This window comes from Flavobacterium sp. UMI-01 (genome assembly GCF_019656315.1).
GTDB lineage: Bacteria > Bacteroidota > Bacteroidia > Flavobacteriales > Flavobacteriaceae > Flavobacterium.
Genome location: NZ_BPLU01000035.1, coordinates 115,885 through 132,121, shown reverse-complemented (window position 1 = coordinate 132,121; position 16,237 = coordinate 115,885). Strand labels below are relative to the sequence as shown.

Below are 16,237 nucleotides of genomic sequence, written 5' to 3'. Positions count from 1 at the left end.
AGTGAAAAATAATTATCTGTTGTTGAAAACAGATTTAAAAATATGAATATGAAGACTGTAAAAGCTTGGAAAGAGAAAGTAATTATTCCTACTTATGAAGTTGGGAAACCTGAAAAGTATCCTGTTTTTTTAGATAAACGTGTTTATCAAGCAAGTTGTGGAGCTGTTTATCCACATCCTGTAATTGAAACCATGAGTGATACCAAAGTAGATAAAGAATGGGATGCTATTTTTATCGAAAATGATTATATCAAAATTATGGTTTTACCAGCATTAGGAGGAAGAATCCAAATGGCTTACGACAAAATCAGAGAACGTCATTTTGTTTACTATAATCAAGTTATAAAACCAGCTTTGGTAGGTTTGACAGGACCTTGGATTTCAGGTGGAATTGAATTTAACTGGCCACAACATCACAGACCAAGTACCTATGATCCAACAGATTTCACTATTGAAGAAAACGAAGATGGTAGTGTAACTGTTTGGGTGAGTGAAGTAGAGCGTATGTTCCGTACCAAAGGAATGGCCGGATTTACATTATATCCAGATAAAGCTTATTTAGAAATTAAAGCACAATTGTATAATAGAACACCACATCCACAAACTTTTCTTTGGTGGGCAAATCCTGCGGTAGCCGTAAACGATCATTACCAATCAGTGTTTCCTCCCGATGTACATGCCGTTTTCGATCATGGGAAACGTGATGTTTCTGAATTTCCAATAGCTAAGGGAGAGTACTATAAAGTGGATTACTCGCCAGGAACGGATATTTCGAATTATAAAAATATTCCAGTACCTACTAGTTATATGGCTATTACGTCAGAATATGATTTTGTTGGTGGATATGAAAATGATTCTAAAGGGGGTTTGCTTCATATTGCCGATCATAATGTATCGCCTGGAAAAAAACAATGGACTTGGGGGAATGGAGATTTTGGACAAGCTTGGGATAGAAACTTGACGGATGAAGACGGGCCATACATTGAGCTGATGTGTGGTGTTTATACAGATAATCAACCTGATTTTTCTTGGATGCATCCTTATGAAGAAAAAAGCTTTAAACAATATTTCATGCCATACTATAATGTAGGCGTGGTGAAAAATGCAACTAAGGAAGCTTTAGTAAATTTGGAAATTATTGATGGCAAAGCTTTGGTAAAAGTGTATGTTACATCCGAATATAACAGCGCTATTGTTTCTTTGAAAGGCAAAACTGGTGTGCTATTGGAAGAAGTTGTCAATTTATCACCAGAACACGGCTTTGAAAAGTCGGTTGCATTAAATGGCTCTGAATTTAAAGATTTAAAAGTATCTGTTACGGATAAATCAGGAAATGTATTGGTTGCATGGGCACCTGATACAAAAGCAGATGCTGAAATTCCAGAGCCAGCAAAAGCAGCTAAAGAACCAAAGGCTATTGATTCTGTTGAGGCGTTGTATTTACAAGGTTTGCACTTAGAACAATACAGGCACGCTACTTTTAGTCCTATTGATTATTATGAAGAAGGATTGCGTAGAGCACCTGGTGATGTAAGATGCAATAATGCTATGGGATTGTTAAACTTAAGAAAAGCACAACTGGAAACAGCAGTAGAATATTTTGATAAAGCTATTGACACACTTACCAGACATAATCCTAACCCTTATGATGGCGAGCCTTATTTTAATAAAGGATTAGCATTGAGTTTTTTAGGTAAAAAAGACGAAGCTTATGCTAATATTTTTAAAGCTTGTTGGAACGCACAATGGCAAGATGCAGGTTATTTTAACTTAGCACAAATTGATTGTCTAAGGGATGACTTGACCAAAGCCTTAGATTTGATAGACCGTGCCTTAATTAAAAACTGGCATAATCATAAAGGAAGACATTTAAAAGTGATTATCCTTAGAAAACTTGGAAAATTAGAAGAAGCTAATAAACTTATTGAGGAATCTTTGGCTATTGATAAATTTAATTTTGGTGTTCTATATGAGCGTTTTATAATATCTAATAAACAAGAAGATTTAGATTGCTTCAAAGAATTAATTAGAGATTACGCTCATAATTATATCGAATTTTCTTTAGATTATGCTATGGCTGGACAATATGAGGAAGCAATTTCAATATTAAAAGTGCATACTGACGGCAAATCTCAGGTATATCCAATGGTAAATTATTTTATGGGTTGGTATTTTGACCAAAAAGGAGAGGCAGCACAAGCTCTGGAATGCTACAAAAAAGCATCTCAAATGCCAGATACGTATTGTTTTCCAAATAAAATTGAAGAAGTATTAGCACTGCAAGCAGCTTGCAAAGCCAATCCAACAGATGCCAAAGCGTTCTACTATTTAGGAAACTTTTGGTACGCCTCAAAACAATACAAGGAAGCACAAGAGTGTATGGAAATGTCTGTTGCACTAGATGATTCTTTTGCAATTGTACATCGTAATTTGGCTTTACTGTATTATAATAAAACCAATCAAAAAGACTTGGCAAGAAAGCATTTAGAAAAAGCTTTTGAACTGGATGCAACTGATGCACGTTTGTTAATGGAACTAGACCAGTTGTACAAAAAAATAAATGTTTCTGCTGATGAACGTCTGACACTTTTAGAAAAAAACATCGACCTAACGATTCAAAGAGATGATTTATACTTGGAGCGTATTGCATTGTATAACATAAAAGGTGATTTTGAAAAAGCTAAATCGTTATTAGAACAACGTCAATTTCACCCTTGGGAAGGTGGTGAAGGCAAAGTACCTTTCCAATATTTAACTATTCAGGTAGAATTAGCTAAAAAATATATTGGTGAAGGAAACTATCAAAAGGCCATTGACTACTTAGAGCAAGCACAAGTTTACCCTCATAATTTAGGCGAAGGTAAATTATATGGTACTCAAGAAAATGACATCCATTATTGGTTGGGTTGTGCTTATCAAGGTTTAGGAAATGAAGAAATAGCAAAGGGTTATTTTGAAAAAGCATCTGAAGGTCTTAGCGATCCAAGCCCAGCTATTTTTTACAATGATCAACAACCCGATAAGATATTTTATCAAGGATTAGCATTGCAAAAATTAGGTAGAACCGAAGAAGCCAATACCCGTTTTGAAAATCTATTGAACTACGGTCAATCGCATATGAATGATGAGGTGAAGCTTGATTATTTTGCGATTTCGCTTCCAGATTTATTAATTTGGGAAGAAGATTTGAACGTAATCAATCAAATACATTGTAATTATTTGATAGGATTAGGACAACTTGGATTGGGGAAACAAGAGGAAGCTGTTAGAACTTTCAATTCGGTTACAAGTATGTGTTTTCATTTACCGGCACATATTCATGCTAATTTTGAAGGAAGTTTCATTAATAGTTAAACAAAGAACAATAAGCTGTTTGGATTAATTTGATAGAAAGCTTAAAAACAGATGATAATGATAAATAAAATAGCAAAATTTCTGTTGTTAATACTAACACTTACGGCTCATTATATTGGGATTGCTCAAAAAGGCGATCCCAATATAATTATCATTTATGTCGATGATTTAGGTTATGGAGATATAGGTGTCAATGGGGCGATTGGAGTTAAAACGCCAAATGTTGACTATTTAGCGAATAATGGTTTGAATTTTACCGATGCTCATAGTAGTGCCTCAACCTGTACTCCATCACGCTATTCGCTTTTAACAGGTGAATACGCTTTTAGAAATAATGCAGCTATATTAGAAGGTGATGCCCCTTTAATCATTGATACAAACAAAGAAACACTTCCTGCTTTGTTACAAAAAGCGGGTTACACAACGGGCGTTGTAGGAAAATGGCATTTAGGACTTGGCAGAGGGAAAATTGATTGGAACAAAAGAGTCAGTCCTGGACCTAAAGAAGTGGGGTTTGATTATAGTTTTTTAATTCCAGCAACAGGAGATAGAACGCCTTGTATTTTTTTAGAAAATCAAGAAGTGGTTGGCTTGGATTTATCGGATCCCATTACGGTTAGTTACGGAACAAGAATTGATGGCTACCCAATAGGTAGAGAACATCCTGAGTTATTAAAAATGCATACAGACCCCTATCATCAAGGAGCTATTATCAATGGAATTAGCCGTATAGGTTTTATGGATGGTGGTAAAAAAGCTTTATGGGTAGATGAGGATTTCCCTTTTGTACTTACCAAAAAAGCAAATGCGTTTATTGAAGAAAATAAAGAAGATAAATTCTTTTTATATTTTTCACTACATGATATACATCAACCAAGGGTCGCTAATATAAAATTTGTTGAAAGCAGTACGATGGGACCTCGAGGAGATGTCATTGCACAAATGGACTGGTGCGTAGGTCAAATTACAGAACAATTAAAGAAAGTAAATCTTCTCCATAATACTTTAATCGTATTTACGAGTGATAACGGCCCTATATTAGACGATGGTTATTTAGATTATGCTACAGAGTTATTGGGAACTCATAAGCCTGGTGGACCATATAGAGGGACTAAATATTCCGTTTATGAAGCAGGTACACGCATGCCTACTATAGTGCATTGGCCAAAAAAGGTAAAGCCAGGAACAAGTTCAGCGTTAATTTCACAAATTGATTTGTATGCTTCATTAGCCGATTTAGTAAATCAAAAACCAGTAAAAGGAGCGGCTCCCGACAGTAAAAATCTTATTAATACATGGTTAGGTAAAACAGAAAAAGGACGTGATTTTTTACTGGAAGAGTCTTATACATTTGGATTAAGAATGGGTAATTGGAAGTATGTACAACCAAAAGACCAACAAGTTCCCAAATGGATCAGTGACAAATTTGTTGATCCTGGATTTAGAAAAGAAGTGCAATTATTCAATTTAGATAATGACCCATCTGAAAGTCATAATGTTTATAATGAACATCCTGATATAGTTGCAAAAATGGAAAAGGAAATGATTAAAATTTTAAAAAAGTAAAGTACAATTGTATGAAGCGTTATATCTGTTTATTTTACATTTTGTTTTCATTAAATTTAGTTTCTGCACAAGACAGACCTAACATTCTATGGATAACAATTGAAGATACTTCGCCACAATTTATAGGTTGTTACGGTAATAAAAAAGCCAGCACACCTATTATTGATAAACTCGCAAAAGAAGGTATACGTTTTACCAATGCTTTTTCAACTGGAACGGTATGTGCAGCAAGTAGGTCTACTATTATTACTGGGGCAAAAACTTACACAATGGGTACTGGCCATCAAAGAAGTCAATATCCAATACCTAATTATATAAAAGGTTTTCCCTATTATTTAAAAAAACTAGGTTATTATACTTCTAATAATCCCAAAACAGACTATAATATTGCTAACGAAAAAGATTTTATAAAAGAAGCTTGGGATGAATGTTCTAAAAAAGCGAGTTGGGACGGACGAGGGGAAAAACAACCATTTTTTTCAGTATTTAATTTTGATGATTCTCATCAATCAAGAACTATGTCTTGGACTTTTGAGCAGTATGAAAAATATGTTTGGAATCAGCTTCCAAAAGAAGACAGAATAGCAGATGACGCTTTTGAAATGCCACCTTTTTATAATGACACTCCCGAAATGCGAAAACAATTTGCGAGAGTCTATAATTCGATAAAACTTACTGATAATAAAATTGGTAAATTACTAACAAAGCTTGAAGAGGATAAGTTACGAGACAATACCATTATTTTCTTTTATGCAGATCACGGGGAAGGTATTCCTAGAGCTAAGACTAATGGGATTGGTTTAGGATATCGCGTTCCTTTTATAATTTGGTTTCCAGAAAAATGGAAGCACCTTTCTCCTTGGGGAACCGCTAGTGTGTCTGATGAGTTAATAACTTTTGAAGATTTGGGACCAACCATCATAAATTTATTGGGTGGGAAAGTACCAGATTATATGAAAGGCACACCGTTTTTAGGTCAATCGAGGGGAAACAAAAAGAAATATCGGTTGCTTTCTACTGATAGGGTAGATAATGGATTAGATTTGGTAAGAAGTGTAACCGACGGGAAATATGTGTATTCTAGGAATTTTATGCCATTCATTCCAGAAGTACGATACATTAATTATCTAGAAATTGCTGATATCACAAAGCATATGCGTAACGACTTAAAACATAATAAACTTAACGCATTGCAATCGCGTATTTTTAATGAACGTCCTTTAGAGGTGTTGTATGATATAGAAAATGATGTTTGGGAAACCAAGAACTTAGGGGAGAACCCAAAATACAAATCTGTTTTAGAAAACATGAGGCGCTATATGGATAGTGAGCTTATAAAAGCCAAAGACATCTTGTTTATGCCAGAATATGAAATAGTGAAAATTTCAAAAACACAAACACCCTACGAATATCGTATGGATGAAACCAATTATAGTTTTGACGAAATATATAAAGTAGCAACCCTGTCAGGTAAAAAAGGAGAAGAATTTGTAAAAACTCAAATTAAATACCTTCAACATCAAGATAAAATCGTTCGCTATTGGGCAAGTATAGGTTTAATGTCACAAGATAAAGCACTTTTACAAGCCTATAAAAAAGATTTGAATAAAGCGCTTCATGATGATTATCCCCCAGTATCTATAACTGTCGCAGCTATTTTATATGAAAAGTTTAATAAAAAAAATGCTGCAAAGATATTAAACAAATTTTGCAAAAATGAAGACTGGACTCTGTCTTTAATGAGTATAAATTACGCACTTTATTTTAAAGATAGGACACCATTTGAGACTACTGTTTCCAAATTGTTAGAAACACCAAACCTTAATTATCACATTAAGAGTGCGTGTGATGATTTTTTGGAAAGTCAAAAAATTAGAAAAGAAATATAAAATCAAAAGTATTAAACTAACATAAAAATGATGAAATTTTTTCAACCTGCAGTTGTATTCTTTGCACTGGTCTTAACAAGTGCCTGTTCAACTATTAATATAGATCAAATAGATTTGTCTGGAAAGTGGCAGGTCAAATTAGATTCTACAAATACGGGAGAGAGTAGTAATTGGGCTGCTAAAAAGTTTATGGGGACTAAAATAAATTTACCGGGAACTTTGGATGATGCAGGTATTGGAAAGCCAAACAATTTAGAGCCAGCTATCAATAATTATGTGATGTCTAACTTGGCTAGAAAGCATCAATATATAGGGAAAGCATGGTATCAGAGAGAGATTGATATTCCAACCTCATGGAAAGGGAATGTTGTGAAATTGAATCTAGAAAGAATTATTTGGGAGTCTGCTGTATATATTGATGGTAAACTTGTAGGTAAAGCTAATAGTCTAATTGGGAATCATGTGTATGATTTAACAACGCATTTAACTCCAGGAAAGCATCTATTGACTGTTTGTATTGATAACTCGAACCAATTCCCATTGATAAATGTAGCTGGAACAAAATACCCAGATCCTGTAAATCAAGATATGGCACATGCTTATACGAATCATACTCAAATAAAATGGAATGGTATTCTAGGTGATTTATCTATAAATGTTTCAGATAAAAATACGCCTAACAATATACAGGTTTATCCTAATGTAAAGGATAATAAGTTAAAAATTACTTTTAGTCAATCTAAATTTAGTGATAACAAAGTGAATTGTATCATTAGAGACATAAAAGGTGAAGTTATATTTAATGAAAAAATACAAGCCTTAATAGAAAACAACAACTCAATTAGTATTGAAATTGATAGGCCAAAAAACCTTGCGTTTTGGGATGAGTTTAATCCTGCTCTTTATGATGTCGAAATTGTTTCAAATACAGGAAGTTCTAAAGCTCGATTTGGCTATAAGGAAGTCAGTAATAAAAATGGAGATTTGACATTAAACGGAAAACGAATTTTTCTACGAGGTAATTTAGAATGTGTGATTTTTCCATTAACAGGACATCCGCCAATGGAGAAAAAAGAGTGGGCAAAGCTAATTTCTCAAGCAAAAGCTTATGGTTTGAATCATTTGCGTTTTCATTCTTGGTGTCCTCCAAAAGCAGCATTTGAAGCAGCAGATGAAGCCGGAATTTATTGTCAAGTAGAACTGCCTCAGTGGAGTTTGAAAGTTGGTCAAGAGGATAAAACAACTCAGTATTTAAAAGCAGAAGCTAATAAAATAATTCGTGATTATGGAAATCACCCTTCTTTCCTTTTTATGACAATGGGAAATGAATTAGAAGGCGATGCAGCAGTATTAAATACCATGGTTGAAGATTTAAAAAAACAAGACAACCGACACATGTATGCGACTACTTCTTTTTCATTTCAAAAACCTATGGGAACACGTCCTGAATCTCAGGATGAGTTCTTTATTACACAATGGACAGACAAAGGTTGGGTTAGAGGACAAGGTATTTTTAATGATAAATCGCCTCATTTCAATGCTGATTACACAGCAACAAGTGAGCATGTAAAAATCCCTTTGGTATCACATGAAATAGGACAATATTCTGTTTACCCTGATATGAGTGAAATTTCAAAATACAAGGGTATTTTAGAACCTCTTAATTTTATTGCCGTGAAGAGAGAATTAGAAAAGAAAGGCTTAATTGGTTCAGCTAAAGATTTTACGTATAATTCGGGAAAACTAGCAGCGTTATTATATAAAGAGGAAATAGAACGCGCTTTGAAAACACCGAGTTTTGATGGTTTTCAGTTGTTACAACTTCAAGATTTTCCTGGACAAGGAACCGCATTAGTTGGTTTATTAAACGCATTTTGGGAATCAAAAGGAATCATTTCAGCGGAAGAATTTAGACAATTCAATAGCGAGCTTGTGCCGCTTGTTCGTTTTGAAAAAGCGGTTTATAAATCAGGAGAAAGATTTACCGCTTCAATAGAAGTGACTAACTTTTTTGAAGAGAAAAAAAATCAAACTATTGATTGGACACTAACGGATGATGCAGGTACAGTTATAAAAAAAGGGAATGTGGACGGTGTTAGTTTGACGATTGGAAATAATGTAAATATAGGTGCCATTGAATATCCGGTAACAACAACAACTGCAAAAAGATTAACATTAACAGTGAGTCTAAAGGGAACAAAGTATAAAAACAATTGGTCTATTTGGGTGTATCCTAATGTTGTTGCTACAACTGCTAATGATGTGGTTGTTACCTCATCAATAGAAGAAGCTGCGGTAGCTCTTAATCAAGGCAAAAAAGTGTTGTTGAATCCTGATTATAAAACACTAAAAGGAATAGACGGTCGATTTGTACCTGTATTTTGGAGTCCCGTTCATTTTCCTAATCAACCCGCTACTATGGGATTGTTAGTGGATAAAAAACATCCAGCTTTACAAAATTTTCCAACTGATACACATACTGATTGGCAATGGTGGGATTTGTGTATTCAATCAAAATCTGTCATCACTGACTCATTAGATGTTACTCCTATCGTTCGTGTTATTGACAATTTTGTGACCAATCATCATTTAGCAACCGTTTTTGAAGCAAAAGTTGAGAATGGGAAACTAATTTTTTCTTCTATGGATTTGACTTCAAAATTAGATGATAGACCTGTAGCAAGACAATTGCGATATAGTTTGTTGCAGTATATGAGTGGTACTTCATTTAATCCTACAAAAACAATTTCAATAGAGGATTTAAAAAAAATAAAAGCAGATAAAAAACAAGGGAATTTTTCAGCTAAAGATATTTACAAGGAAAATTAATGCTGTTTCAATTGATTATCATCTCCTAAATACCTGTTAAATATAATTATTGAAACGTCATTGGAAGTCTTTTGTGCAATACAATGATAAAAGCTGCTCGTTTTGTTCCGCTCTTCCAATGACGTTTTAAATTAAAATTCTTCATCAGCCTGGTGTAAGAAACATGATTTTTATTAGTCGTTTTTCCAAAATTAAAGCTTGACAGAACAAAAAAATATCGTCAAAATCTAATTCAGTTAGGGTTGACTCGCCTATTAATTCCTAAATCAAGATAAAAATGAAAAATTCTTTTGTAAACAAAATGTTATTCATCACGTATCTATTGGTAGCTTTTATTTTTGGCTCTTGTAGTGAAAATAATAGAAGTTCACCAGATGATGAGGTAATAAATTCGGGCAGCAACCCTTCAGTTGGCGTAAAGCCATTGTTAAACACTGTAAATACGAGTAATTGGCAGTTAATATTTAATGATGACTTTGATTACTTTGATGCTAGTAAATGGGAGAAAAATAATTCTCAACAAAGTCGGGCACCTAGAGCTGAAATAGGAATTTCTCAATGGTTTTGGAAACCAGAGAACGTTAGTTATAAAAATGGAAATTTAGTACTCAAGAGCATTAAGGTTAATGCTAATACATTACATTGTGGATCCATTTATAGCAATAATTTATTTGAATTCAAATACGGATACATTGAAGCTAGGATTGAAATTGCCGAAACTATGTTTGGTACACATACAGCACTTTGGCTTCAAGGTGACAATATGGGTAATGTAAATGGAACTGGGGCTGATGGGGCTGAAATAGATGTTTTTGAATCGGCGTGGATTGGTGATTTTACTAAAAGTGTGGTTCATATAGATGGTTATGGAGCCGCAAAAAAAGCGAATACCAAAAGGTATGACACCCCAGGCATACACAATGGTTACCATACATATGGTTTATTGTGGAATGAAGATAAACTTGAAATTTATTACGATGGTAAATTCATGACACGCTATGAAGGTATCTGGGTACCCCAAGTTGAGGAATTTTTGTGGTTATCTACAGGAGCTAGTTTTGGAGGTGTTGCAGATTTTACTTCAAGAGCTATAGGGTCATTTACAGAATCAAAAGTAGATTATATTAGAGTGTGGAAAATGAAATAGTAGTGCAGTAGAATAGTAATGTCTATATATTCAGAATCATAGTCCATTTTTACGACAGTGAATCCTGATAAATTTACATAACTATTAATTAACAATTCAACTTTACTATTATGAAACAAAAAATTACTTTAACATTATCTTTTTTAATTTATTGTTCAACATTTATTTACGGACAAACTATAGTGAATGACTTTGAAACTGGTTCGACAACTCCTGCGGGAGTCTTTGGAGCTTCGGTGGCTGTGGTAGCAAATCCAGATCAAACAGGAATAAATACATCTGCGAATTGTCTAAAAATTGGGAGAACATCTACAAATTGGTATGAGTTCGTTAGAATTGATGTAAATCCAGATTTAGCCATTTCAACTTCTGATACTAAATTCCTAAGTGTGATGGTTTATGGCCCCAAAACTGATATTGGTTGTAGATTTGATGCCACTTCTGATACAAATAACGGTACTAATGTTGTTAGGCCTAGTACGCTTCACTCAGGTGCTAGTGGATGGGAGCAAATAATTATACCGATAGTAGATTCACAAACAGCTACTAATTTTACTAAAACGACCCTTTATAGTCTTATATTTCATGCAGATATAGGTGTTAATGTACCAGGGGGGAGAATACTTAATAACACAGATTCATTTCTTTATATAGATGAGGTTAAGATTTTAAATTCTAATCCTTCTTTAGGCACTAATAGTTTTGAATTAGAGAATGGAATTTCATTATACCCCAACCCTGCGCAATCTAGTTTTAAGTTAGAATTGAAAAATGATGTAAGTATTGCTCATGTATCTTTATACAACATTACAGGTGAAAAAATCACTGAAAGTTTAACCCAACTAAGTCCTAATGAATACGATATTAGTGATTTGTCTTCGGGATTGTATATTGTAAAAATTAGGGATAGTAAAGGAGCTTTGACTTCAAGAAGACTTATTAAGCAATAGCAATTAGGTTACTCATGCTCCTTAAGTTCAACTACTAATACTAGTCCTAGAGGTAAAATCACCATTTTAATAAACGCTATAAAACATAGTTTTATAGCGTTTATGTATTTTGTACAGCTGAGAGCTGAGGAAAGAGCTGTTTAGTAGATGGATATTCTATGCCTCTTGAAGAGGGAGGTTCTGTTATTGTGGTACGCTCCCTAGAACATTTTGATAAAGTGCAAGATGGAAAAATCTATATCATGATTACCAAAAATCATGGAATGGTTTACAAACTACTGAATATAACCAAACAGAATATTTTGGTTTTGGAATTTGATAATACGTATTATCCCCATTTTGAAGTCAACTCCAGTAAAAATCTATTTCAAGCTTTCCATTTCGATTAGAGGGTATTTGGCATCTGTTCGTCAAATATTACATTGTTTTTTCAAGATTTCAAGAATTTTAGAAAATTTGAAAAGAGAACTATTGGAAATTAAGGGGAATAGGTTAACTTTAATTTTATTGACAGAAGGGAATTTTAGAAAAGTTTTGGTTTAGAGTAAGTTGTGTGGGCATTCCACACCAATATTACAAATAAGAATCTAATTTGATTTTCCTTTTTTCCCAATCAGGCATCATTATCGTAAGTAACTTAAAAAAACTATCATTATGATGTTTATGAACCATGTGGCATAATTCATGCATAACAACATACTCAATGCAACGCTTTGGGGTGTGAATTAATTTAGGATTAAAGATTAACTTGTCTTTTATAGTGCAACTTCCCCAACGTGTAGGCATATCTTGAAAGTATATTTCTGAGGGTATAAAATAACGTTCGCCAAACTTTTTGATAACTGTTTTCGCTATTTCGCTAATTTTAAGAATAGCTCTTTCCCTTAGCCACTGATCAAAAAAGGTTTGTGCTTTTCGCTTATCTTTTACAGAAACTAAAAATAAATTCCCTTTGTAAAGCACTTCGTTTTTTTCTGATTTTTCAACGATTAACTTATATTGTCTGCCTAAATAATGTACACTGTAACCAGTTTTTATTTCATAAGACACTACTGTTGAGTCAAAATTTAAAAAATACGTTTTTTGATTTATAATCCAACTTGCTTTCTTAGAAAGATTTTCTTTAATTTTATCGAGAGAAAGTTCAAAGGGAGCAGTAACATATACAGAAGTATCAGGCAGAATTTTTACTCCCAAAGTTTTGCGATTCGAATATTTCAATTCAAATTCAATAGTGTGACTACCGTATTTAATTTGCTCTATCATCATTTTATCTATTTGCAATAGCAATAGCAATAGCTTTTTCAGTTAATTCATCTGCTTTTGACATGGGAACATCAAACATATCCATCAAATAGTCACCGAATTCCAATTCAATTTTATTGATAATATCTGTGCGCTTATGCCAATCTACTATTTCATAATTTGAGACAATTTTATCAAACATTAGAGTGAGTTCTATTCCTTTGCTTTCTAATTTATTTTCTTCTTTAAAAAGTTGATAAATGGCTCGATTTCTATTTTTATCTTGTATCTCTAGGGGTAGATCATCAGAAGAACCATTTACAGCATTTTTTTTGATTTCTTTCAACTTTCTAAGTGCATCAATTTCAGAAAGTCGATTAGCACGCATATCTGCAATTGTTTCACTAATTAGCTCCGATAGTTTTTTATAAAGTGCAGGATTTGCGTCAATATTAATAGAAAGAAATTTTGACGTAGCAGCTGCTATTTTTTCGGCTTTTGCTCTTGAACCTACAAGTTTATTTACTTCTTCTTCAAAAGCCTCTGCATCCAAAATGTTTAAAGGTTCTACTAATCGAATGATTTCTTCGGTAATTACGTGTTGGTCTAGTAATTTTTGGAGTTGCTTTTCATATTGACTAAAACTCACTTTATCTAGGTATACAGAATTTGCAGCAACCCTTATATTTGCATATTTTTTAAGATCTTCTTTATAGATTTCTATACTCTTTTCAGTAGTATTATTATGAAAATCCAAGGATGATAGAGCCATTTTTAAAATTCTTGCATAAACATTAAATTTATTATAGAAATCATCTCGAATAGCTTGGTCAGCTAGAAATACAATATATTCATCAATATTTAGTTTGTTAGTTATCTTTTTGAAAATAGCTAAAAGGTCAGCATGTGCACGCGGTAATTTACCTATCTCTTCGGAAATATTTGTTAATGAACCTGCAAGGTCTTCAGGATCAAAAGAATCATCATTACCCGAATAATTTTCAAGTGCAACTTGAAGTTCCTCCATGATTCCAGCGTAATCAATAATATAGCCAAAATCTTTTCCAGGATATACTCTATTTACCCTTGCAATTGCCTGTAACAAAGTGTGTTCTCTAAGTTTACGGCATAAATACAAAACAATTGTTTGAGGAACATCAAAACCAGTAAGTAGCTTGTCAATTACAATTAATAACTCAATATTCTCACCATATTCATACTGTTGAATGATCATTTTATCTATATCTTGACCATACTTCGTTTTAAGCAACTCATAATATTGATTTACTTCAGGAGATTCGGAACTGTGAACATCTTCATTATTTTCTCTAGTATCAGGGGCAGACATTACAACTTCTGTTTTAACCTTTCCGATGAGATCAAAGGCTTTTTTGTATTTAACAGCTGTCAATTTATCTGGGCACACTACCATGCCTCTAAAACCAGAGTGTACCCCCTCTTTATTATCTCCCCAGTTTGAGTAAAAATGCGAACTGATATCTAAAGCTGTTTGAAAAATATTTTGATCTGTTTTTGAAATTAACCTCGCTTGACTCATTTTCTTTTTAAGGTCTGCTTTATGATATTCGGCTATATCTTCCATGAGAATATCCACGCCATTATCTAGAGCCTTTCGATTAACATCTTGAATTGCTAAGCGACCTTCGTATAAAATTGGAACAATTGCACCGTCAGTTACAGCTTCAGAAATTGGATAAGTATCTATAATCCCACCAAATTTATTAGCCGTGTTTTTTTGTTTTTTCATTAATGGTGTCCCTGTAAATACTATAAAACAAGCATTTGGCAATACTTTTTCCATATTTACATTAAAAACACCATGTTGCGTTCTGTGCCCCTCATCAATTAGCACAAAAATATTATGACTCGTTAATTGATTGTCAGATAAACTTTTTACAGCTGCGTCAAATTTGTTGATAATAGTAGTAATTACCAAATCCCCATTGCCTTGTAATAAACTCACCAATTGTTTTCCTGAGGCTGCATTAATAACATCGACTTCAACTTTTTGTAAAGTAGTTGTAATTTGACGGTCAAGATCAACCCTGTCCGTTACCAGTATTATCTGTGGATTTGAAATTGTATCCTGAATTTTTCGCGCCAACATAGCCATTGTGAGTGATTTTCCACTCCCTTGTGTATGCCAAATCACCCCTCCTTTACGTTTTCCATTGCGGACAGGTCTTATCCTGTCTATAATTTTTTTGATTGAAAAATACTGCTGAAAACGAGCAATTTTTTTTATCACACCACCTTCAAACAAAATGTAATCTTTTACAATTGTAAGTAATCGCTCAGGACTTAATAACCCCTGAATAAAAATATCTTGCTGTGTTGGTGCAACATGTTGTTGGTGTTTTTCTTTATAAGCTTGATAGTCAAAATTATTTCTGATATCAGTATTTGCAAAAAGTTTCGATTCTACATCGTTAGACAATGGCTTATTGACAATACCTTCTAAATTTTCTATATAGGAATTATCTTTTTCTTTCCATACAGCCCAAAATTCTTCTTTGGTATTTGTAGTTGCATATTTTGTTTCCAATAAGGAAGTTGCTAATAATACTTGGCTGTATATATACAAATTTTGTATGCCGTTTTCTTGTTGGTTACGAATGTGCTGACTAATAGCTTGATTAATTGGCTCCTTAATCATTGGGCTTTTGCATTCGATAACTGCTAATGGAATACCATTGACAAACAGCACAATATCCGGACGATAAGTATCTTTACGACCTGTACGCATTACAGAGAATTCTTCCGTAACATGAAAATGATTATTAGAAGGCTTCTCCCAATCAATATATTGAATGGTATGGCTTTTTTTGTCACCATCGATAGATTGTTCCAAAGCATGCCCAAAAACCAACAAATTATAAGTCTGATTGCAAGCATGAATCAAGCCTTCGGCAAGTGGAATGTCTTGCAGTTTTTGAATGGCTTTTTCAATATTTGAAATGTTAAACTTGGTTTTTTTACTACCTAGTTTAATATTGTTGATGTGCATCAATCGTTCTCGTAAAACATCTGTTAAGATGACATTACTTTCTCTATTATCGCGCCTATTTAATGCTTCTGGTGGCGTCAAATAGGTATAACCTAAATTAATCAATAATTTTAAGGCCGGAAGCTGTGAAATATTATCTTCTGTAAATGCCATTATCTGTTGGTTTTAGGTAGTTTAGCGTTATTTTTATTTGTTCCTATCTGTAAGTTTGCATTTTACTACAATAATA

The 16,237-nt window shown here is 33.4% G+C and carries 9 protein-coding genes; 7 read left to right on the top strand and 2 right to left on the bottom strand.

Annotated features, from left to right (window positions below):
• The first annotated feature begins 48 nt into the window (after window positions 1-48).
• The 7 genes from K5R64_RS10765 to K5R64_RS10735 all read left to right on the top strand — a co-directional run bounded on the left by K5R64_RS10765 (window position 49) and on the right by K5R64_RS10735 (window position 12,124).
• The gene (locus K5R64_RS10765) at window positions 49-3,354 is read left to right on the top strand and encodes a DUF5107 domain-containing protein (protein ID WP_220763388.1); all 3,306 of its coding nucleotides are present in this window, start codon (window positions 49-51) and stop codon (window positions 3,352-3,354) included.
• A 57-nt stretch (window positions 3,355-3,411) separates the two neighbouring features.
• Window positions 3,412-4,920, top strand: a complete 1,509-nt coding sequence (locus K5R64_RS10760; protein ID WP_220763386.1) for a sulfatase-like hydrolase/transferase — start codon at window positions 3,412-3,414, stop codon at window positions 4,918-4,920.
• 11 nt (window positions 4,921-4,931) lie between these two features.
• Window positions 4,932-6,809, top strand: a complete 1,878-nt coding sequence (locus tag K5R64_RS10755) for a sulfatase (RefSeq protein ID WP_220763385.1) — start codon at window positions 4,932-4,934, stop codon at window positions 6,807-6,809.
• 27 nt (window positions 6,810-6,836) lie between these two features.
• A complete protein-coding gene (locus K5R64_RS10750; RefSeq protein ID WP_255580348.1) occupies window positions 6,837-9,638 on the top strand; it encodes a sugar-binding domain-containing protein in 2,802 nt (933 codons plus the stop codon).
• A gap of 277 nt (window positions 9,639-9,915) precedes the next feature.
• A complete protein-coding gene (locus K5R64_RS10745; RefSeq protein WP_220763383.1) occupies window positions 9,916-10,785 on the top strand; it encodes a family 16 glycosylhydrolase in 870 nt (289 codons plus the stop codon).
• Between the two features lie 182 nt (window positions 10,786-10,967).
• Window positions 10,968-11,735, top strand: coding sequence for a T9SS type A sorting domain-containing protein (locus tag K5R64_RS10740; protein ID WP_220763381.1), 768 nt, complete (start codon window positions 10,968-10,970; stop codon window positions 11,733-11,735).
• Window positions 11,736-11,893: 158 nt separating this feature from the next.
• Window positions 11,894-12,124 carry a hypothetical protein gene (locus tag K5R64_RS10735; RefSeq protein WP_220763379.1) on the top strand — a complete coding sequence of 77 codons (231 nt, stop codon included), beginning with the start codon at window positions 11,894-11,896 and terminating at the stop codon, window positions 12,122-12,124.
• 184 nt (window positions 12,125-12,308) lie between these two features.
• Here K5R64_RS10735 and K5R64_RS10730 read toward each other — a convergent pair whose 3' ends face one another.
• A complete protein-coding gene (locus K5R64_RS10730) occupies window positions 12,309-13,004 on the bottom strand; it encodes a M48 family metallopeptidase (protein WP_220763377.1) in 696 nt (231 codons plus the stop codon).
• Window position 13,005: 1 nt separating this feature from the next.
• Window positions 13,006-16,161, bottom strand: a complete 3,156-nt coding sequence (locus K5R64_RS10725; protein WP_220763375.1) for a type I restriction endonuclease subunit R — start codon at window positions 16,159-16,161, stop codon at window positions 13,006-13,008.
• Window positions 16,162-16,237: the final 76 nt, after the last annotated feature.